Raw genomic sequence first — 22105 nt, 5'->3', positions numbered from 1 at the left:
AAAGCCGAAGGCATTGCTGCATTCGGCTTGTTGTGTTGATCCCGGAATAATTAATATTTCGGATGTTGCTGGTCCCGCAGGGCAGGATTTACATCGATCATGGTAGTGGCTAAAGGCAGTATTTCTACTTTTTCTTTTTCCAGACCACGATACAGGTTATTAATGAAAGCCGCATTCGGTGTCATAATTCCTACCGAGTTTAGCGGTGATGCTCCGTGCATTCTCAGCACCACAAAACCTTCTTTTACCTTTTGCGTGGAGTCGGCTTTCGACATTGTCTTATATCCGGTGTAAGGGATGGCGACAACCGGGTCTTCAAAGCTGGTGGCAATCTCTTTCTTGTACACCCGGTATCCGTCGATATCAGCATATTCACCTTCCCGTTTTGCCATCCTGATCAACTTCGCTTTGGTCTCCGTAAGGGTCTCATACAAAATACCCCAGCGTGCCAGATCGGTTCTTCTCCAGGACTCAAAGCCCAGCTCAAACTTCCGCTCGTCTACAATCGCCTGCCGAAATCCCCGATAGTCGGTTGGTGTAGTTCCAATTTTAGAAGCATCTCCTCCGAATCCTCTTGTCCGCACCTCCTCAAAAGCATCGATGGCTTCGGCCGTAGGACCATTATGGTATTCGTTTAAGGCTTCCGCGTACATCAACAGCACGTCAGCATACCGCAGCACAGGCCAGTTAATATCCCGGCGGTTGATAGCAGTGCCCAGGCTTTTGCCCCAATTAGCTCTGAACTTTCCAATGGTATTGCTCGAGTAGGAATTCATCAGGCGAGAGTTGTCGCTGTTGATGCCGTAGTTGGCAATGGTCACATCGCGGCGAAGGTCGTTTGCTGCAAAATCGTACCAATAGGTGGGCACCACCGCCATGGCAGGCTGACTCTTACCAAACATACTGCTGGTATGGATAAAAATTCCGTTGGTATATCCGGCCGCCGAGCCGTTATTATTATTGCCCCACTGTCCGTACTCCAGCATGGTTTCGTTATTGTATTTGCCAGTAATGAGATCCCGGAATACCGTTTCAAACTTGGGAAGCAAATTATTCTCTCCCCGATCGATCACTGCCTTGCAGGCATCAGCGGCGATCTTATACAACTCCTTAACGCGGGATGCGTCAGGTCTTTGGGCAATCTTCACCGAAGATTCGGAATAAGTGTTCAGGTCCCAACGCAGGGAATGACCGGCGGCGTACAGTGCTACCCTGGCGAGCATTCCGTAAGCCGCGTTTTTGGTAAACCGCTCAGGCGTGCTTACCATGCCAGCGCTTTTCCAGGGTAACAGCTCCACCGCTTTCTGCAAATCTTCGATACAGCCATCATAAATCACATCACGGCTTACCCGTGGAGAACTAAATATGCCAGACTCAGCAACCGGAGTGGTGGAATAAGGCACGTCACCAAAAAAACGAAGCACGTTCAGGTAATTCATGGCCCGGATCGCATAGGCTTCCCCGAGCAGCATGTCCACTTTTTTGCGATCCGCTTCCGCAACTACCTCCATGGTCTGGAGTCCTTTGATAGCCACATTCGCGTATTCAATTCCCGCGTACATGGCGGTATAGGTAGATGTAGGGATGTTCGAAGTAGTATAAACGTAGTTCGACATCTGGTTCTTACTATTGGTCTCCCCTTCGGTAGACATACATTCGTCGGTACCCATGCCCAGCTGGTAATAGAACTCGCGGTTAAATGTCTGAGGATAACAACCCACTACCGCCATTTCGGCCCTGTCGACTGTGGTAAAGAGGGTCTCGCTGTCAAACTTCGTTTGCGAGGGCATATCGAGAAACTTCTCGCAGGAGGTGGTGGTAGCGAGCAACGCTACTGCAACACATGATTGGATTAATGTCTTTTTCATTCTCACTAAGATTATAATGTTAGGTTGAGACCAAATACTACTGTTTTTGCCCTTGGATAGGCAGAGTTATCTACTCCCATAGTCAACAGGCTTGCATTGGCAGCCACTTCCGGATCGTAACCGCTGTAGGAAGTGAACGTGTGCAAGTTATTGAGCGTGAAATACACCCGGGCATTGTTGATTTTAGCCCGTTGCGACAAGGACTTAGGAAGCGTGTAACCTAGTGTTACCGTTCCAATGCGAAGGAAGGAACCATCCTCCACGTAGTAGTCCAGTGCATCCGTAATGGCGATCCGGTTATCGGCATGCAGGCTCCACATCGCTTTTTTGTCATACTGTTGCGGATTCAGTTCTGCTAGTCGCGCCAGACTGGTGGTTTCACGACCAGTAGCGGGATCTACCAGGATGAAGCGGTTGTTCATCACCTGAAGCGTATTCTGGTTGGGCAGGTAAGGACCAATAAAGCGCTGAGAACTCATATTGAAGATATCGTTGCCTACCGTGAAGTTCATGAATACGGACAGATCGAAGCCTTTGTAGCCGAACGTATTGGTAAAACCTCCCTGAAATTTAGGCTGTGCATTCCCGATAACCGTACGATCGTTAGTGGACCAAACCGGGTTGCCCTTGCTGTCTGTTTCGCCGGCAGTAGGAACGTATTTCACATCACCTGGTTTGACATTGGTTCCGTTGCTGTTGCTCTTCGCTCTGGGAACTCCGTCTTTCAGCTTATATGTCCCGTCGGTATTTTGAATGAAATCGTCTGTGGTATACACCCCATCGTACTTATACCCGTACATCTGGCCCAATGGCTTGCCTACCTGCACCAGGTAGTCTACCCGGCTCTCGTAATTCTGATAAAAGAAATCTTCATCGTCCTGGCCGTAAATAGATAGCACTTTCGATCTGTTGAAGCCAATGTTGAAACTGGTGTTCCACTTAACATCTTTCGAGCGGATATTATTGCTGTTCAGCACGAGTTCGACGCCACGGTTGCGGATCGCTCCGATGTTCTGGAACTGGTAATTGTAACCGGTAGAAGAGGCAATTCTGTTTCTAATCAGCAGGTCGTTAGACTCGTTGTTGTACAGATCGATTGCCATACTTAAACGACTGTTGAAGACATCCACATCCAACCCCAGGTTGCTGGAAATGATCTTTTCCCAGCTCACGCGGGGATTTCCGAGGATATCACTCGGAACAAGTGTCGGAAAATTAGCATCGCCGATGGCATAACTGTCGGCTCCGTAATCGGTAGCATACATATTATCCCCGATGTTGTTATTTCCGGAAGTTCCGTAGCCAAACCGTAGTTTCAGGTTGTTGATCACTTTTTGTCCGGACATGAACTTCTCGTCAGATATCCTCCAGGCCGCTGCTACAGAAGGGAAATATCCCCATCTATTGCCTTCCGAAAACTTGGAAGAACCGTCTGCCCGCAAAGTAAAGTTGGCGGTGTAACGCCCTTTATAGCTATAGGATCCGCGGCCAAAGAAGGAGACAATTCCACTCCTGCCTCTCCCCGACCCGTAGGTATTCTTATTGTTGGAAGCCATGCTCACATTGTCGAGCCCGAAATTGTTCCGTGGGAATTCGAAATAAGAATTGTTCAGATTAAGGTTCTCGCTGTAAACCGTCTCCTGCCCCAGAAGTGCATTCAACTGATGTCCTGAGAAATCCCGACCCCAGTCGAGCGTGTTGGTAATCTGCCAGTTAAATCCTTCGGAATTGTTGCGGGAGCCGTAGGGGCCCAGATTGTTCTGAGCAGTGCGGGTACGACCGTCATCCCAGTAATCCTCTCTTCTTTGGCGCCACTGGTAGCTTCCTGCACTGCGGAACTTTAGGTTTTTGGTAAAATCAAATTCAAGACCGGCATTCGCCACCAGCTGCCTCAACTTGTCGACGTCCGTTACCGCATCGTTGGTGATAATTGGATTATAAATATCATACTGAGAATCCACAGCCAGCATATCGTTGCTGACATCTGCTCCGGTGAGTTGTGCATCAGTATACCGTATACCTCCGGTTGCCGGTTGCAGGATCGTCATCTTCAAGGCTCCACCCAAAGAACCACCGCCTTCCAGCTTCGAATCTAAAAAATGCGTATTCACGTCTGCGCGGACACCTTTAAACAACTCGTGGTTCAGTTTCAGTCTTACACCGTTTTTGGCATAACCAAATTTGTCGATAATCCCGTTTTGCGAAGTATTGTTGTAACTCAGCATAAAGCGTGTCTTCTCGGTACCGCCGTTAATGTTGAGGTTATGGTTCTGGGTAGAAGCAGATCCGCCAAATACGGCGTCCTGCCAATCAATGGTTGAACGAGAGCCGTACTCGTTGTTGATTCGGTTATAAGCCTGGTTGTAAAAATCAGGAGCTGCTATGTCCCCTCCAAAATAAGATGCCCACCTGCCTTCATTTCCGCCCAGCACCTGGAACTCGTACTGATACTTTGCATAGTCTAGTGCATTCAGGGTGGGCAGCTTTTTACCCAGTCTTTCGACCCCCATGTAGGAGTTGAAAGAAACCTGTGTTTTCCCTGATTTTGCCGATTTCGTAGTGATGAGGATCACTCCATTAGAACCGCGGGCTCCATAGATTGCAGTTGCCGATGCATCCTTCATCACGTCGATGCTTTCGATATCGTTGATATCCACGTTACGCAGTGCATCAGGCATTTGAAAGCCATCCACAATGTAAAGCGGTTCAGAGCTTTGCGTGATGGAAGTCCCTCCACGGATGATAACATTTACTGGAGCCCCCGGAGCTCCGCTTTGTGTCACCACATTAACACCTGCAGCTCTTCCGGTAAGGGCCTGGGCAGCGGTAGTAACAGGTACTGTACTCAAATCCTTCCCGCTAACAGAAGCAGAGGCGCCGGTCAAATCCTTGCGTTTAATAGTTTGGTAACCAATAGCTACCACCTCATTCAACACTGATGCATCCGGCATCAATGTCACGTCGATTACGGCTCTGTCTGCACGGATCTCCTGGGTAGCAAAACCGAGATAGGTAAAAACAAGGGTTGAGTTTTGAGTCGGGACGTCGATAGTATAGCGGCCATCCATCCCGGTAACGGCACCAATGTTAGTACCTTTTACCCTCACCGTTACCCCGATGAGAGGTTCCTTTTTGTCGTCTACCACCAAGCCGCTTATTTTGACGCGCTGTTGGGACTGCTCAACTTTGTCCGCAAGCGGGGTAATGATGATGGTGTTCTGTTTAATGACAAAGTTCAAATTCTGTCCGGCAAGACATTTTTTCAATGCTTCCTCGAGCGGTACATTTTGAAGGTGTACACTCACGCGATGCGCGTCTTTTATCAAAGTTGCATCGTAAAAGATGTTATATCCACTTTGCACACGAATCTCGTCGAGCGTCTCTTTTAAAGTGGCTTTGTTTTTATACAAACTTATTTTCTGAGCCAGTGAAGATGCACTTACCTGCAAAAAGGCGAAAAGACACAGGAAGAAAGTTAGTTTCATAGCTAATTGGTAATTGGTTTTTACAGAACGGAGATGTCCTCTTCTGTAAGCATGTAAGTTTTCATTCATTTAACTAGGTTTCGATGATTAATTGGCGTTTGATGTTGAGAGAACTACCCGCTTGCCGAAGCGCGCACGAGTATTTCGTTACTAAGTAATAAATCAATCCATGATGACTACCCTCCTTCCTTCTATTTTGTAATGAATGCCCCCAGCCAGTTGCATCAGATCCAGAATTTCGGTGATGTCTTTAAACCGAGATACAGTTCCACCGAAGGCCTTGGTTTTCACATTTCCTTCAAATTCAACCTGCACATCATACCAGCGGGCTACTTTTTTCATTACTTCCACAATATTTTCGTCTCTAAAAATGAACAGTCCGTTTTTCCAGCCTACCGCCTCCTGAAGGTCCGCTTTTGCTACCCGCAGGGCAGGATTTCCTTCTGCCACCTCTCCCTTTTGCCCGGGCAGCAGCAATGCAGCCTGCGTTCCATGTTTGAGCTGTACCGAGCCTTCCAGCAGCGTTGTACGGGTAATGGGATCGTCCGCGTAAGCGGAAACATTGAAGTGAGTACCGAGTACCTTCACTTCCGTCCGCTTTGTTTTCACTGTAAATGGTTTATGCTTGTTCTCAACCACTTCGAAATAGGCTTCGCCGCTAAGTTCCACGTCGCGGGTATCACCAGAAAAAGTAACCGGAAAGGTGATGGAGGAGCTGGCATTCAGCCAAACCTTAGTTCCATCAGCCAAAATCAGCCTGTAGTGTGCTCCTTTGGGGGTAGTGAGCGTATTGTAAACCGGTTCGCTGTCGCGGATTTCCGGATTAGCGTGGCTCAGATCGTAGAGCAATAATCCGTCGGCTCCCTTCTTCAACTGAATGCCATGTTCTATCCCTAGCTTTGCTTCACCTTCACCTAAACTTACTTTAGAGCCATCGGACAAGGTTAGATAAGCCACGTTTCCTGCCGGTTTAATTTTCTCTCCTTTCGCAGGAGCTTTCGCTATTTCAGCAGATGCAGCTCCTTTCCTCATCCAAAAAACTATCCCCACAGCAAGAAATACCAGAAGAACAGCAGCTATCCGCCCGTAGCTCGTCCACAGCTTCCGTCTCTGCAAGCCTGCTTCAACGCCATCGAATACCGACTCTGTTAGTTGCTGGTAGATGAGCTCCTTCTCTCCCATCTCCGGTGTCCAGTCGTCTTCAGACAACTGAAAATTTTCATTGTGACGGCGCAACAACTCGTATTCTTCGGGACTTGCTTCTCCCGCCAGGTACTTTTTGGCTAGTTTGAGGTATTCTTGTTCGGTCATATTGGCTTCGTAATTATATAGTGTAAGATTTCGGGACCTACTCACACACTTTTTCAAAAAAAATTTGAACCCTCTTATTATTGCATTTCGGTCATAATTTTTGTTACTTGTGGGAACCAATTTATGACCTACTCTTCCTATAATGATAACGAGCTCTGGAATTTAGTGCAGGCGGACGATCCGAATGCGCTCCGTATGCTCTTTGACCGCTATTGGACAAAGCTGTATGCGACGGCTTTTAAGCTAAGCCGAGATCAGGAAGTCAGTCAGGAAATTGTGCACGACATCTTTCTAAATATCTGGCAACGGAGGCATCAGTTAGTGGTCGATTCCTTCCCCCATTTCTTGGTCACTGCGGTGCGATATCAGTATTTAAACCGCAGCCGGTCATCGAAAAAACCGCTGGTGCTGGTAGACGATTATGAGGTATTCGACACGCTGGCCACCCGCAATGAAGGAGAACTTCGGCACCTGGAGTTCGATTTTTTTAAAATATTGCGCGAGTACCTGACGCCACTCCCTAAAAGATGCAGGGAGATCTTTTTCTTGAGCCGGATGGATCATTTATCGAACGACGAGATTGCGAGCCGTCTGCAGATCTCTAAAAGAACGGTAGAAAACCAATTATCGACCGCATTGAGTCACCTCAAAACAGCACTCAGAAATCATCTCTCGATCTTCCTGAGCATTGTCTTGTCGCTTCTTTCCCGATGAAAAACTTTTTTATCAAAAACGTAAGCATTGCTCTTGTTCCTTATTTTTCAGAGGAAAAGAGGCCTAATCTTCTATATTTGCCATAGGCACACTAAAACCAAAACTTATACTATGTCAGAAAAAAATTTGAGATTCGAAACCCTGCAAGTGCACGCAGGACAAGAAGTTGATCCGACCACCGGTTCGCGGGCGGTTCCTATTTACCAAACCTCATCGTATGTGTTCAACAGTTCCGAACATGGCGCTAACTTATTCGCCTTGAAGGAGTTCGGAAACATTTATACCCGCATTATGAACCCTACTACCGATGTTTTCGAGAAACGGGTGGCGGCATTAGAAGGCGGAGTGGCAGCACTGGCGGTAGCATCTGGTCAGGCTGCGCAATTTATTGCCTTAAATAATATTATGCAGGCTGGTGATAACTTCGTTACCACCTCTTTCCTGTACGGCGGTACTTACAACCAATTCAAAGTGGCCTTTAAGCGCCTGGGAATTGACGCTCGTTTTGCCAAAGGCGATGATCCCCAAAGTTTCGAGGAATTGATTGACGAAAATACGAAAGCTTTATATCTGGAATCCATCGGAAATCCCGGCTTCAATATTCCCGACTTCGAGAAATTCGCCGAGCTTTCTAAAAAATACGATTTACCGCTGATTGTCGACAATACCTTTGCGGCGGCGGGATATCTGTTCCGCCCCTTGGAGCACGGCGCTCATGTGGTGGTTCAATCTGCAACGAAATGGATTGGCGGACATGGAACCAGCATTGGAGGGGTAATTGTGGATGGCGGAAACTATAACTGGGGCAACGGCAAATTCCCGCAGTTTACTGAGCCTTCAGAAGGTTATCACGGCTTAGTGTTTAACGATGTGTTTGGCATCGGCGGTCCTTTCGGAAATATTCAGTTTATCATCCGGGCACGGGTAGAAGGATTGCGCGACTTCGGACCAGCGGGCTCGCCATTCAATTCCTTCCTGTTCCTTCAGGGCTTGGAGACTTTGTCTTTACGCGTTCAAAGACACGTCGATAATGCGCTGGAGCTGGCAAAATGGTTAGAAAGCCATCCGCAGGTAGAGAAGGTAAACTACCCTGGATTGGAAAGCAATCCGTACTATGCCAACGCTAAAAAATATCTGAAAAACGGTTTTGGTGCCGTCTTATCGTTTGAGATAAAAGGAGGAAAAGATAAGGCGATTCAATTTGTAGACAGCCTGGAACTTGCGAGTCACCTGGCTAACCTGGGGGATGCAAAAACGCTGATCATCCAGCCTTCCGCTACTACGCACCAGCAATTATCAGATGCTGAACAACTAGCGGCGGGAGTTACTCCGGGACTGCTCCGGGTTTCTGTAGGTATCGAGCACATCGAGGATATCAAGTCCGATTTCGAACAGGCCTTTGCTAAAGTAGGTTGATCCCCTGCTAGCGAACGTATCAGAGCAGTATAGCACTGCTCTGATATCTTTTGCAGATACAAGACAAGCCGCCTACACTTTCCGCGATAAAACAAACCTGTTTATTCCGCCTCCAATACTTTTTACCAGATTTCTGTCGAAACTCCCCTCCCGGTGGATCCAGGAAGAGTCTTCATTATCAATTTCCAGTACAGCCAGTGTTTGTTGATTTTTAAGTATCCGATATTTGCCAGCGTTCGGTATCACTGCCAGGCGTTCCACTCTCTCATCGAAAGCGACATCAATTAGAAAAGGATGATCCATAAAATGTGTATTAAGTGTGTGTATCTAAAGTGTTATCCGGAGTCAAACAAAAAACATTCCAGCAGGGAGCATTAAGCCGCATTTATCGCCACACGGCAACCGTAAAAGACTGAGCTCCACCGGGCTGCAAACAGAATTCTAAGAAAACTGTTTCAACACCTACTATCCTTACAACTATGAAAAACATCCTATTTAACCCCCTCTGCTATGGTGCTATTGCCCTTTTTTTCGGATTTAGCTGTTCCTGCAGTACTAACAAAAATACCGCAGGGAGTCCAGGTACCAACGGGAATACGGGCGGTTCGGGCTCTGCTACTACTCAGGTAGAGAAACAAACGATAGCAAGTAATCTGGTCCATCCGTGGGGAATGGCATTTCTGCCGGATGGAAGACTATTAGTTACAGAACGTGAAGGACGTTTACGGATCCTTGATAAAAACAACAAGCTGTCGGAACCAGTGTCGGGAGTACCTGCAGTTTACGCACAGGGACAGGGAGGGCTCCAGGATGTAGCCGTAGATCCAGACTTTCAAAATAATAGCTATATCTATCTCAGCTATGCAGAGCCAGGTCCCAATAATACGGCCTCTACCGCTTTGGGCAGGGGAAAGCTGGTGAATAATCAATTGACCGAATTCCAGGTGATCTTTTCTATGAAGCCGAAAGTGGAAGGGCCGAATCACTTTGGATCCCGGGTGGTATTTGCGCAGGACGGAAAGCTATTTTTGGTTCTGGGGGAGCGCTTTAAGTTTGATCCGGCGCAGGATCTTGCCACCCATATGGGGAAGATAATCAGGATCAACAAGGATGGAAGTATCCCACAGGATAATCCATTTATGAATCAGGCGAATGCGCAAAAAGAGATCTACTCTTACGGACATCGGAATATTGAATCGGCTGCTATTGATCCTGCTACCGGACGCCTCTGGGTTGCAGAAATGGGCCCGAAAGGCGGAGATGAGCTGAACATGCCGGAGGCCGGCAAGAATTACGGCTGGCCCTTGGTGTCCTGGGGAACCCACTATGACGGAAAAGATATTCCTGATCCCACAACGCGTCCTGAATTTGCAGATGCGACAGTTAAATGGACACCTGTGATCTCCCCCTCCGGAATGACCTTTTACACTGGCAACATGTTCCCGGCTTTCAAAGGCAACATGCTGATTGGTGGATTAACGGCGCGAGGCGTGGTGCGAGTTCAGCTGAACGGAGATCAGGCAAAAGAAGTAGGCAGGATCGACCTGGGGACAAGGATCCGGGATGTAGAGCAAGCACCGGATGGTTCGATCTACGTATCAACGGATCAGCGGGATGGAGCTGTGTGGAGGTTGGTGCCGAAGCAGTAGGGGCATTCTGACTTTTAGCTAAACAAAAAGGCTGTCGGTAATCATCGGCAGCCTTTTTATTTAGCCCATTCCACCTGATCGTCCAGAACTAGCAGCGTAAAATTCCCGATAGAAAGTCAAATTGAGCCGACAAAAAGTAAATTTGCAGCAGCAAACCATTACTTCTCCAGACATCGGAGAAATGACTATGAAGCAAATGAATAAACAAGCATCGGCAATGACGTCGAAGAAGATACTCCTGGGCTTAGCCCTGGCAATAGCCCCATGGGCGCTCCATGCCCAGTCGAACACCTCAGGTTTAAAACTTCCCGAGGGATTTAACGCGATTGTGGCAGCAGACAATATCGGTAGGGCACGGCATATGGCGATCACTCCGGCTGGCGACCTTTACGTTAAACTTTCCCGCTTGAATGGAGGAAAAGGGATAGTAAAGCTTTCTGACAAAAATCGGGATGGCGTTTTTGAAGAAACGACTTCCTTTGGGAATTACGGTGGTACCGGAATTTATTACAAAAACAATTTCCTATATGCGTCCTCTGATGATGCTGTTTTCAGATATAAGTTAGATGCACAGGGAAATGTGCAAAATCCGGATCAACCTGAGAAAATAGTAACGGGCCTTATCAACCGGCGGCAGCACGAAACCAAATCCATCGTGCTTGACAATGAGGATAACATCTATGTAAATATTGGCGCCTACTCCAACTCCTGCCAGGAATCAGATCGCAGACAGAATTCTCCGGGAAGGGCCAACTGTCCAATTTTGGATTCCGCTGGGGGTATCTGGCAATTCAAGGCAAATAAGTTAAACCAAAGCTATGGAGAAGGGCTGCGATATGCGACTGGTTTAAGGAACGTAGTTGGATTGGATTGGAACAAGCAGGACAACTCGCTCTATGTGATGCAGCATGGCCGTGATCAGTTGGACATGTTCCCCCAGCACTTCAGCACAAAACAGGCGGTAGAACTACCGTCTGAATGTATGTATAAGATTGAAAAAGGGGATAATGCCGGCTGGCCATATATCTATTACGATCATATGCAGAAAAAGAAAATGCTCGCGCCTGAATACGGCGGCGACGGTAAAAAAGAGGGAAGCAATCAGTACATAGATCCCGTAGCTGCTTACCCGGCGCATTTGGCTCCAAACGGACTACTATTCTATACTGGCGATATGTTTCCAGAGAAGTATAAAAACGGCGCTTTCATTGCCTTTCACGGATCATGGAATCGTTCACCAGAACCACAAGCGGGATACTTTGTCGTGTTCCAACCATTCAAAAACGGAGTTCCTTCCGGTGATTGGGAAGTCTTCGCAGACAATTTTGCAGGCGTAGAAACCGTTACCTCTCCAAGACAAGCAGCGCATCGCCCCTGCGGGTTGGTACAAGGTCCTGACGGTTCCTTATACGTTTCGGATGATGTGAAGGGAAGAATTTATAAAATTAGTTACGAGAAGAAATAACAGATGAAAAGAAGTTTATTAACGCTTTTAATAGTTTCAGGGGTCCTTTTATCGGCTTCAGCACAGACTAAAAAGCCGCAAACGACACAAAAAGCAAGCACCACGTCTTCCTCAGCGGCTGTTAAGGCCTCGCTGAGCCGGGGCCAGGCTGTTTATACCACTTACTGCCTCCCCTGCCATCAGGCGGACGGCGGAGGTGTACCTGGGTTGAACGCTCCTTTAATTAAAACATCTCAGGTGTTGGGAAGCAAACCTGCGCTGATAAATATCATTTTGAAAGGCATGCAGGGTGTAGAAATTGATGGAGAAATGTATTCAAATGCGATGCCTCCCATGACACACCTGACCAACCAACAAATTGCGGACGTACTAACCTACGTGCGTAACAACTTTGGTAATAAGGCCAGTGCAGTCACAGTAGCCGAAGTGAACGCAGTAAGAAAGAAATAGAACTTCACAACTAACAAGAAAGCCTTCCTACCAAAAGTGAGAAGGCTTTTTCATTTATCTTTGTCAGGATAAAGCTTCCGGCGGCGGATTTCCCGCAGCTTTTAGTTTATCCTCGGGAAGGGGGATAAATTCCAGATTATCATTCGGGGGCAGTGCGATTCTGCCCTGCTGCCAGTCGGCTTTAGCCTGTTCAATACGCTCCTTTCGTGAAGACACGAAATTCCACCAGATAAAGCGTTCCCCCAAAGGTTCTCCTCCAAGGAGCATGAGGGTAGTGGGCTCTTTCGCGATAATCAACGGATCGACACCTTTTGTAAACACCAGCATCTGACCGGCAGGATAAGTAACACCCGAAATCTCCAGACTTCCCTTGGCAATATAAAAGCCACGTTCTGAATGCTCTTTCGGTAAACCGAAGTGTGCTCCCGGCTGTAAAACAACATGCAGGTAAAATAAGGGCGAGTGCGTTTTCACCTCATTCTTCAAGCCGAAAGCGTCTCCCGCAATCAGGCGCATCCATACGCCTTTTTCTTCATAAACAGGCAGTTGAGCGGGTTGATAATTTACAAAGCTCGGATCTGTCTCTTCGTCTTTCTCTGGCAGTGCCACCCAGGTTTGGATCAGCTCCAGCTCCCCTCCTGCCAATGCCGCCGGATCTTCAAACCGCTCTGAATGCGATATCCCTTTGCCCGCCGTCATCCAGTTTACTTCTCCCGGCCGGATAATCTGCTCCACTCCCAGGCTATCCCGATGGGTGACCTGTCCCCCAAAAAGATAACTGACCGTGGATAAACCGATATGTGGGTGAGGAAGTACGTCGATATTGGAAACGGCAGATGGTGCGGCCATCACAGGACCGGCATGATCCATGAAAATAAAGGGACCAATCATCCTTTTGAGGCGAAAGGGCAGAATTCGCTTCACATCCATCCCTGGAGCGAGAGCAGCTTTGCGGGCTTCGATTACGATATCTAACATAAAAACAAGATAGGTAAAAATAGCAGGAGCAATGCTGTTAAACCAGTTCCTGGTTAATTTTGTAAAGAAAGAATTACCATGCGCCTAAAGGATTTAAAAAAGGCCTACTTTCGTTCTTCACTCCTCTTATATGACCGATTTTGCTTTTAACCCGCGTACTTTGCTGGCTCTGCTTTTATCCTCATTTTGTCTTTATTCAAATGCTCAGCAGAAAAAAGCTGTTCCAAATAATGGACCAACTCCTACAGCAACTTTTTATCAGAACCTCATTTTAGGCGGCGACTATCCTGATCCTTCTTTGCTGAGGGAAAAAGACACCTATTACATGACCCATTCTTCCTTCGAGTACTATCCGGGACTCTTGATTTGGAAATCCAAAGACCTGGTAAACTGGGAGCGGGTGACCTACGCCCTCAAGCAAAATGTAGGTTCTGTATGGGCGCCGGATCTCATCAAACATAAAGACACTTATTACATTTACTTCCCTGCCAATAAAACCAACTGGGTAGTAACGGCAAAGTCGCCGGAAGGCCCCTGGTCGGCGCCGGTAGACCTGAAGCTTCCGGGCTTTATCGACCCGGGTCATGTGGTGGACAAAGATGGGAAGCGCTACCTGTACCTTTCAAAAGGCTATATCATCCAGCTTTCTGACGACGGATTATCTACCGTTGGCGAACCTTTGCCGGGATATCAGGGCTGGCAGTTCCCGAAAGAATGGAACACCGAGTGTTTCTGCCTGGAATCACCAAAATCAACGGTAAGAAATGGCTACTACTACCAAACGGTTGCTGAAGGAGGTACAGCCGGTCCGGCAACCTCGCACATGGTTGTTTCCGGCAGATCGAGATCACCGAAAGGCCCCTGGGAAAACTCACCCTACAACCCCATCGTGCATACAGAAAGCCGTGCAGAACGTTGGTGGAGCCAGGGCCATGGCACGTTGGTTGACGACGTAAGCGGCAAGTGGTGGATCATGTATCACGCTTATGAAAAGCATTTTCAAACGTTGGGACGCCAAACGCTGATGCTTCCGATCGAATGGACAAAAGATAACTGGTTCCGGGTACCGGAAGGTGTAAAAAGTACCGATTCCATTGTGAAGCCAGCGGGAACTCCCTCTGCAAAGAAGGATGATCTTTCTGACAGTTTCTCGGGCGACGAACTCGGCCTGCAGTGGCAGGGCTTTAAAAGCCATCCTTCCGAGCGGGCGAAGGTACGGAAGGGAAAGTTGGAACTGCAGGCGAAAGGAAGCTCTTTTGAGAACAGCTCTCCTTTGCTGGTGAATACAGCGGACAGGAAATACGAAATTCAGGTAGAATATACTATTGAAGCAGGAACTACTGCAGGCCTAACCCTGTTTTACAACGAGCAGGGAAATATGCGGATCAGCGTTGACACAGCGGGCTTTTCAGTTTATAATCAAAAAAATAAAAAGATCACTGATCGGAACAACCTGGGCACTCATGGTTATCTGCGGATTTTGAACGACGAAAACGAGATCAGCTTTTACTACAGCAGCGACGGCAAAAGCTGGAACCGTGTGGAAAGAAGTATTGATGCAACAGGCTTCAACCATAATATCTTCGGCGGCTTTATGAGTTTAAGGGCTGGTTTATTTGCGTTTGGAGAAGGAAAGGTCGTGTTTGACAACTTCATTTATCGCAAGCTTTAGCAAGGCCCTTAATCGCTATTACAGAAAATCCATGAATTTTAGATACCTCTTTAACGTGGCTGCCTTGTTGAGCAGCCAGCTCCTCCCCTTATACAGCTCGTCGCAGACAATTGCACCTGCGGCTATTGAAGTGAAACAGGATGGAAGCCTGCACTATCAGGCCGAAGCAAATGGCGACCGGATGCCCGACTTCTCCTACTGCGGATACATGCTATCAGAAAGCTCTATTCCGACGGTAGAAGTGAAAGTCGTGGTACCACTCCTTAAGGACGACGCCACTCACAGGATCCAGTCGGCAATCGACTACGTATCCTCCCTGGCACCAAATAAACAAGGGTTTCGTGGAGCGGTACTGCTTGAAAAGGGCACTTATACGATTGCCGGCTCTCTGACCATCCGCGGCTCCGGCGTTGTTTTACGAGGAAGCGGATCGGGTGAAGACGGAACTATTCTTTTAGGAACAGGCACTGACCGGTCAACCCTCATTCGGGTAGCAGGCAGTGACGATCGAAAAAACGGTAGCGCCATCCCTGTGGAAGAACGGTATTTTCCGGTAAACTCCAAGTCGCTCAGCTTCAAGACCAAGCACAGTTTTAAAGTCGGAGACAGGATAGTTGTGAACCGCCCCTCGACAAAAGAATGGATCGAGAAGATCGGTGCAGATAAGATTGGCGTTTACGTGGATTATCAACTGACGAAATGGGATCCGGGAGATTTTGATCAAAACTGGTACCGTACTGTAACTGCTGTAAGCCCTAACTCCATTGAGCTCGATGTACCGCTCACCGATGCGCTTGATCCTGCCTTCGGATCTGCATCTGTTTCTTCCTACCAGTGGCCCGGACAAATTAGTCAGGTGGGGATCGAAAACCTGCGCTGTATCTCCAGTTACGAAACGGGTAAAGAGAAAGACGAGAACCATCGCTGGATGGCGGTTACGCTTGAAAATGTGAGAGATTCCTGGGTACGGAGAGTGGAGGCTGCGCACTTTGTAAGTGCTGCAGTTGCTGTTTGGGAAACAGCGAGCCGAATTACGGTGGAGGATTGTAAATCGCTGGCACCAGTGGGCGAGATCGGAAATCACCGCCGCCTGGCATTCCATACCCTGGGTCAGCAAGTGCTTTTTCAGCGCTGTTACGCGGAATACGCCTATCATCCCTTTTCTGTTGGATTTACCGCACCTGGTCCTAATGCCTTTGTGCAATGCTACGCCTATATGCCTTATAATTTTTCGGGAACCCTGGGTGGATGGGCTACCGGAGTTTTGTTCGACCGGACAACTATTGATGGCGGTAATTTAAGTTTTGCTTTCCGCGATGTAGACGGACAGGGTGGCGGCTGGACGGCTGCAAACTCGCTCAGCTGGCTTACCCGGGCGGCGCAGGTACATGTTTCCTCCCCTCCTGGTTCGAGAAACTGGGCCTATGCAAGTGCTGCGCAAGGCTATGGAAACGGGCAACACGAGCAGCTCAAATCATCTCTTAGGCCAGAAAGTTTCTTCTATGCCCAACTTAAAGCAAGGACAGGAAAACCGTCGCCTGAAGAGAAAAAAATACTTACTTATTTTGGTACAGGTACTAATGCCCCATCGCCGGAGCTTGCTAAAGCGTACACGTTCCGGTCCAGGTTTGCCGAAACAACCATGAATGAGTGGATCGATTCAATGATTGCCGGATATCCGATTAACTTGAATGTTTCAGGCGCGAAAAGGTGGACGAAGACCGGAGCTGCTAAATCAGCCAGTACGCCAAACACATCAACTCCTATTTCCATTAAAAACGGTTGGTTGGTCAGGGAAAACGAGGTATTGACAGGCAAGAAGAGCCGCACCAGCATGTGGCGGGGATCAACACGCCCAAGCGAAGTTGCAAAGGCCTCTTCCAACCTTGTCCGTTTTGTTCCCGGCCGGATTGGCAGGGGACTTACTGACGACCTTGATACAGTGGTTGCAGATATGCTTCGCTCCAACACGGTATCGATGCAGCACTTCCCGGCCTTGTGGTACGAGCGACGACGGGACGACCACGCACGCAGCCGGCGAGCAGATGCCGACGTTTGGGCTCCCTTTTATGAACAACCTTTTAGTCGTAGCGGACAGGGTGAGGCTTTTGATCGCTTGAGCAAGTACGACCTCACAAAATGGAATCCCTGGTATTGGTCGCGATTGAAAGCGTTTGCAGATCGTGCCGACGCTAAGGGCCTGCTATTCATCCAGGAACACTATCTCCAACACAACATCATTGAGGAAGGCGCTCACTGGGCGGATTATCCTTGGAGGTCTGCCAACAATATCAACAACACAGGCTTTGCCGAAAACACTGCCTATGCCGGCGATAAGCGGGTGTACATGGCCGAGGAGTTTTATGACACCACGCATGCGGTGAGAAAGGTATTGCATCGAAACTACATACGGAAAAGCCTGGATAACTTCAGGGGAAATCAGAACGTGGTGCATCACCTCGGACTCGAATATACTGGTCCCCTCCACTTTGTACAATTCTGGCTGGACGTGATCGCTGAATGGGAAAAGGAAAATAAACAGAACGTGCTGGTAATGCTACCCGCGACTAAAGACGTACAGGACGCCATCCTATCAGATCCGAAAAGATCGCTGATGGTTGATATTGTCGAGGTGCTGCAATGGCATTACCGGGAAGACGGCTCTGTATACGCTCCGCCCGGAGGCCAAAGCCTTGCCCCTCGCCAGTTTGCGCGGATATTAAACCCGGGAAACAGCTCCTTTGAACAGATCTTTCGGGCCGTATCTGAATTAAAAGCGAAATTCCCGGAAAAAGCGGTCGTGTACTCAACAGGCGGAGGCAGGTTTGCGGAATGGGCTGAATTTATAGCAGGCGGATCTCTGACTTCCATTCCTCGAGTACAGGACAGCCGCTTTTTTGCTGACATCGGAGGCATGAAAAGCCATTCTTACCACTCAGCGGGCTCGGATGATTTCGTGTTGGGAGAGCGAGGAGCGGGATATGTTGTGTTTTCCGAGGATGAAAAACTGGAGTTGAATCTTAAAGACGATGAAACGACCTACCTATTGAAGTGGATTAATCCGGGAACGGGTGCAGTGACGGACAGCAAACAGCTGGTAAAGGGCGGCACAAACGTTTCTCTCCAGGCTCCTTCCAAAGGAGCAAATGTGCTTTGGCTTAGTAGAAAGAACTAGAAAAACAAGAAGGAACAAGCCACTGCTGCTTGTTCCTTTCAAACCCTAGTCACGGGCCAATTCGTTGCTTTTACTAAGCAGCCTTACTGTCTCTGCTAACCGCACAAATTCAGCCCGGTATCCTTCCTCGTCGGCTCCCCTGGCTGCTTTTGCACGGGCAATCAACTTTTCAAAGTCCGCTTCCTGCTTAAACTCTGAATCCCGCAGCAGCATGCCCAGCTCAGCGACAGCACTCGCAAACCGGAAATCATTGCTGGTTTTCGATAAGCCAAGCGGCCGATCTTCTACCACCACTTGCTGCAACTTACTCTTGTTTGATTGCGGATGTTTATAGCGGAACTTCACTGTGGCTACTTCTGAAGAATTTGCTCGAACTGCCTGCGACTCCTGTTGATATTTCAGCGGATTAACATCCGTAAAACTGCTTTTCACCCCAGCAGGAATTAGTTCATACAGAGCCGTTACCGTATGGCCCACTCCCATATCTCCCCCTATTTTTTTATCGTTATTAAAATCTTCTTTCGCCAGCAGGCGATTTTCATATCCAATCAGGCGATAAGCCTGCACCTTTGCGGGATTAAACTCGACCTGCACCTTTACATCTTTGGCAATAGTGAAAAATGTGCCCCCGAACTCTGAAACGATGGCTTTTCTTGCCTCTGTCAGGTTATCGATATAAGCATAATTACCACGGCCTTTATTGGCAATAGTTTCCATCTTGCTGTCTTTGAGATTGCCCATTCCGTAGCCAAGGACAGAAATATTTATGCCGCTTTCGCGCTCTTTCACAATCAGCTGCTCCATATCCTGATCGCTCGATACACCTACGTTGAAATCACCGTCGGTTGCCAGCACAATTCTGTTATTCCCTCCGGGAATGAAGTTCTCCCGGGCAATTTGATAAGCTAACTTCAAGCCAGCCCCCCCTGCTGTAGAGCCCCCCGCACCCAGTCCGTCGATTGCTGTTTTTATCTTATCCTTCTGACTTCCGGGCGTTGCTTCCAACTGCAACCCGGCATTCCCTGCATAGGTCACGATCGCTACTTTATCTTTTTCCCTGAGTTGATCCACCAGCATCTTCAGGGATGTCTTTACAAGCGGCAAGCGGTTTTCGGGCGCCATTGAGCCAGAGACATCGATCAAAAATACCAGGTTAGACGCTGGCAGCCGTTCGGTTTCTATTTCTTTAGCCTTCAATCCCACCCTTGCTAATTGATGTTTGGGATTCCAGGGTGCCGAAGCGAGCTCTGTGTGAATCGCTACTGGGTCATCTCCCTGTGGACCGGGCAAATCGTATTTGAAATAGTTGATCATCTCCTCAATCCGCACCGCATCTTTCGGCGGCAACTGCCCTGCATTGATAAAACGGCGAACATTGCTGTACGAGGCGTTATCAACATCAATAGCAAAGGTGGACAAGGGAGAAGCGGATGGTTTCAGAAAACGATTTTCTGTTATTTCTTTGTAGGACTCATTATGCCGGTATACCGGCTCCGGCATTCGTACCCGTTTACTGGAATGTCCTCGTATCTGTACCCCTGCCACTTTCCCCTGTAAAACTTCGTTAGCAGCGACAGTGCTCACAGCGCCACTCAGCTCCTTTCGCTCCTGGGTTCCGTATCCGATAACTACTACTTCTGATAAAACATTGTTGGAAGGAACGAGCTGCACATCCAACTTATCCAACTTAGCGATTTTCACCTTCTTCGTTTCATAACCTACCATTGCGAAGGAAAGCACTTTACCTCCCTCCTGAACTTTTATCGAATAGTAACCATTCGCATCGGTACTTACTCCTGCCTTCTCTCCTTCCACGGTTACTGAAACTCCAATTATCGGGTTCTTATCGTTTGCGTCATAAACATGACCTGTAATGGTACGGGTAGCGGTGTTTCTAAAGCTCACCAGAGCCAGAAACAGCATGACTAGTAAAATTTTTCCTTTCATGTTATTGAATTTTCGCCGAGGATGCATCCCCTGGAAAATTTCCATAAGCGATAAATAAAAATTATTTTGAGCTACTCAATGAATTGGTTCGGCAAGTCGAAAAGATCTGATCAGGCAGCGGATGAAGAACTTCTGCAGCGTTACCGTGAAGGCGGTGACCTGGAAGTGCTTGGCGAACTGTTCAGAAGGCACTCCTCCATGGTATACTACGTTTGCTTCCGCTACCTGCAAGATTCGGAGCAGAGCAAAGACGCAAGCATGCAGGTTTTCGAAGAGCTGGTAAAAAAGGTGAACAAACAAGAGATCCGACAATTTGCTACCTGGCTTTACGTGTTGACGAAAAATTATTGTTTGATGCAGCTACGCTCGGCGAAGAAAATGCAGCATGTTTCGTTTGACGAAGTTGTGGAATTTCCAATGACCTTGCATCCCTCGGATCATGAAAGCAAAGAAAAGGATTTAAGCACGCTGGAGAAGTGCATCGACAAACTGCCTGAAAAGCAAAAACAAAGTATCGACTTGTTTTTCCTCAATGAAAAGTGCTATAAGGAGATTGTGGAGCTGACAGGTTTCAGCCTTAACGAGGTAAAAAGCTATATCCAAAACGGGAAAAGGAATCTTAAAATTTGCATGGAGAAGAATCGTGAAGCGTAAAAGATATGACATATCCTTCATCCGGAAGTACCTCAACGGGGAGCTTGACAGCCGTGCTATGCACCAACTGGAGCGGCAGGCGCAGGATGATCCGCTATTGATGGATCTAATCCAGGGGATGGAAAGCGGGGAGGAAAGGGAACACGAGAAGGCGCTGCAGGAACTTGACCAGCTGCTGAGCGAGCGACTTAGCAAAAAGAACCGGAAGATTATTGCGTTACCACTCACCTGGGGAATCGCCGCTTCAATTTTACTTGCTGCAGGTATTCTTACTTTCCTGTTGATCAGCAAGGACCCTGCTCCTCCCATTGCACGTAATGATCAACAGCCGGAACAACAAATGCCGCCGAATCCTAGGGTTGAGGTACCACAGGTGGCAGAAAAAGCAGCCGATAGTCCGCAAAGGAGGTCAGCTCCTGTAGTTAATGATCGCCCGAAGGTAAAAACACGACCGCCGGAAAGTCCTGTTCAAATTGCTGCTCTCGAAAAGTCGGCACCTGAAATTTCTCCCTCTTCGCTGGATGAGGTTGTAGTTGTAGGATACGGAACCGTGAAAAAAAAGGAGTTTACCGGAGCGGTAAGTACTGTGACAGATACTCCTCAGCTACAATCTAAACTCGAAGGGAAATTGGCAGGAGTGCAAACCAGAGGGATGAGCAGTCGCCAAATGACGAAGTCCGGTGTCCGTGTTTCAGGTACTGTCATTGATAAAGAGGATGGTACACCTATTCCAGGAGTAGCTGTAAAAGTAAAGGGGTACCCTATCGGGACGAGCACAGATACAGAGGGCCGATTTGTAATCACAGTGCCGGAAAAAGGAGATGCAATCGAAGTAATTTCGCTTGGATATGAGAAGGAGCAGATAAAAATTTCAAAGGCAGACAGTCTTACGATTGCCCTCAAGCCAAACTTGGCCGCACTAAGTGAAGTGGTTGTCTCTTCTCCTCAAGAGGCAGTCGAGACAAGACCTGCTGAGCCAGTAATGGGCTGGAATGCTTATCGGAAGTACCTGAAATCAAAAGCGACGAGTCCCGACGGTAAGAAGGGAAGCGTTACGCTATCCTTCACGGTATCTCCGGCAGGCGAAGTGGGCAACGCGAAGGTCATTAAAGGCCTGAGTGAAGAAGTAAATAAAAAAGCCCTTCAGTTGATTCTCGAGGGTCCGGCATGGAAGGGACCAAGCGATGGACTAACAAAAGAAATCAGGTTGCGTGTTAAGTTTAGGTAGGGTAGCTGAGTATTTTCGATTGCGGACCCATTTCTTCTTCAATTTTATCGTTACCTCCGATATAAATTTTCCAAATATTTTTATTTTTGAGAT

15 protein-coding genes are annotated in these 22105 nt (G+C 48.0%); 9 read left to right on the top strand and 6 right to left on the bottom strand.

Annotation, left to right across the window (positions count from 1 at the left end):
• Positions 1-50: 50 nt before the first annotated feature.
• The 3 genes from J4N23_RS12110 to J4N23_RS12100 form a co-directional block, all read right to left on the bottom strand.
• The gene (locus J4N23_RS12110; protein ID WP_207427597.1) at positions 51-1868 is read right to left on the bottom strand and encodes a RagB/SusD family nutrient uptake outer membrane protein; all 1818 of its coding nucleotides are present in this window, start codon (positions 1866-1868) and stop codon (positions 51-53) included.
• A gap of 11 nt (positions 1869-1879) precedes the next feature.
• Complete coding sequence (locus tag J4N23_RS12105) at positions 1880-5353, bottom strand: TonB-dependent receptor (RefSeq protein WP_207427595.1); 3474 nt, start codon at positions 5351-5353, stop codon at positions 1880-1882.
• Positions 5354-5515: 162 nt separating this feature from the next.
• The gene (locus J4N23_RS12100) at positions 5516-6664 is read right to left on the bottom strand and encodes a FecR family protein (RefSeq protein WP_207427590.1); all 1149 of its coding nucleotides are present in this window, start codon (positions 6662-6664) and stop codon (positions 5516-5518) included.
• Between the two features lie 123 nt (positions 6665-6787).
• Between J4N23_RS12100 and J4N23_RS12095 the strand changes: the two genes are divergently transcribed.
• Both J4N23_RS12095 and J4N23_RS12090 read left to right on the top strand, forming a co-directional pair.
• Positions 6788-7378, top strand: coding sequence for an RNA polymerase sigma factor (locus tag J4N23_RS12095; protein ID WP_207427588.1), 591 nt, complete (start codon positions 6788-6790; stop codon positions 7376-7378).
• A 111-nt stretch (positions 7379-7489) separates the two neighbouring features.
• The gene (locus J4N23_RS12090) at positions 7490-8794 is read left to right on the top strand and encodes an O-acetylhomoserine aminocarboxypropyltransferase/cysteine synthase family protein (RefSeq protein WP_207427586.1); all 1305 of its coding nucleotides are present in this window, start codon (positions 7490-7492) and stop codon (positions 8792-8794) included.
• Positions 8795-8866: 72 nt separating this feature from the next.
• Here the strand turns inward: J4N23_RS12090 and J4N23_RS12085 are convergent, their stop codons facing one another.
• Entirely contained in the window at positions 8867-9097 is a 231-nt protein-coding gene (locus J4N23_RS12085; RefSeq protein ID WP_207427584.1) for a hypothetical protein, read from the bottom strand.
• A gap of 176 nt (positions 9098-9273) precedes the next feature.
• Between J4N23_RS12085 and J4N23_RS12080 the strand changes: the two genes are divergently transcribed.
• The 3 genes from J4N23_RS12080 to J4N23_RS12070 all read left to right on the top strand — a co-directional run bounded on the left by J4N23_RS12080 (position 9274) and on the right by J4N23_RS12070 (position 12358).
• Complete coding sequence (locus tag J4N23_RS12080; RefSeq protein ID WP_207427578.1) at positions 9274-10443, top strand: PQQ-dependent sugar dehydrogenase; 1170 nt, start codon at positions 9274-9276, stop codon at positions 10441-10443.
• A 196-nt stretch (positions 10444-10639) separates the two neighbouring features.
• A complete protein-coding gene (locus J4N23_RS12075; protein WP_242689203.1) occupies positions 10640-11908 on the top strand; it encodes a sorbosone dehydrogenase family protein in 1269 nt (422 codons plus the stop codon).
• Positions 11909-11911: 3 nt separating this feature from the next.
• Positions 11912-12358 carry a cytochrome c gene (locus tag J4N23_RS12070; protein ID WP_207427577.1) on the top strand — a complete coding sequence of 149 codons (447 nt, stop codon included), beginning with the start codon at positions 11912-11914 and terminating at the stop codon, positions 12356-12358.
• A 63-nt stretch (positions 12359-12421) separates the two neighbouring features.
• Here the strand turns inward: J4N23_RS12070 and J4N23_RS12065 are convergent, their stop codons facing one another.
• On the bottom strand, positions 12422-13336 hold the full coding sequence (locus tag J4N23_RS12065; RefSeq protein WP_207427576.1) for a pirin family protein: 915 nt from the start codon (positions 13334-13336) through the stop codon (positions 12422-12424).
• A 130-nt stretch (positions 13337-13466) separates the two neighbouring features.
• Between J4N23_RS12065 and J4N23_RS12060 the strand changes: the two genes are divergently transcribed.
• Together J4N23_RS12060 and J4N23_RS12055 are read left to right on the top strand one after the other, a co-directional pair.
• On the top strand, positions 13467-15008 hold the full coding sequence (locus tag J4N23_RS12060; RefSeq protein WP_207427575.1) for a family 43 glycosylhydrolase: 1542 nt from the start codon (positions 13467-13469) through the stop codon (positions 15006-15008).
• Positions 15009-15039: 31 nt separating this feature from the next.
• A complete protein-coding gene (locus J4N23_RS12055) occupies positions 15040-18183 on the top strand; it encodes a DUF6298 domain-containing protein (protein ID WP_207427574.1) in 3144 nt (1047 codons plus the stop codon).
• 45 nt (positions 18184-18228) lie between these two features.
• Here the strand turns inward: J4N23_RS12055 and J4N23_RS12050 are convergent, their stop codons facing one another.
• Positions 18229-20130 (bottom strand): VWA domain-containing protein, encoded by a 1902-nt coding sequence (locus J4N23_RS12050; RefSeq protein WP_207427573.1) that lies wholly within the window; start codon positions 20128-20130, stop codon positions 18229-18231.
• Positions 20131-20208: 78 nt separating this feature from the next.
• Between J4N23_RS12050 and J4N23_RS12045 the strand changes: the two genes are divergently transcribed.
• Both J4N23_RS12045 and J4N23_RS21250 read left to right on the top strand, forming a co-directional pair.
• Positions 20209-20784 (top strand): RNA polymerase sigma factor, encoded by a 576-nt coding sequence (locus tag J4N23_RS12045; RefSeq protein WP_207427572.1) that lies wholly within the window; start codon positions 20209-20211, stop codon positions 20782-20784.
• Positions 20774-22012, top strand: coding sequence for a carboxypeptidase-like regulatory domain-containing protein (locus tag J4N23_RS21250; protein WP_207427571.1), 1239 nt, complete (start codon positions 20774-20776; stop codon positions 22010-22012). The genes J4N23_RS12045 and J4N23_RS21250 overlap by 11 nt, the downstream gene beginning before the upstream one ends.
• Positions 22013-22105: the final 93 nt, after the last annotated feature.

The sequence above is a fragment of the Pedobacter sp. SYSU D00535 genome (assembly GCF_017355855.1).
GTDB lineage: Bacteria > Bacteroidota > Bacteroidia > Sphingobacteriales > Sphingobacteriaceae > Desertivirga.
Note: the sequence above shows the minus strand (reverse complement) of the source record. Positions and strands in the feature narration are given on the sequence as shown.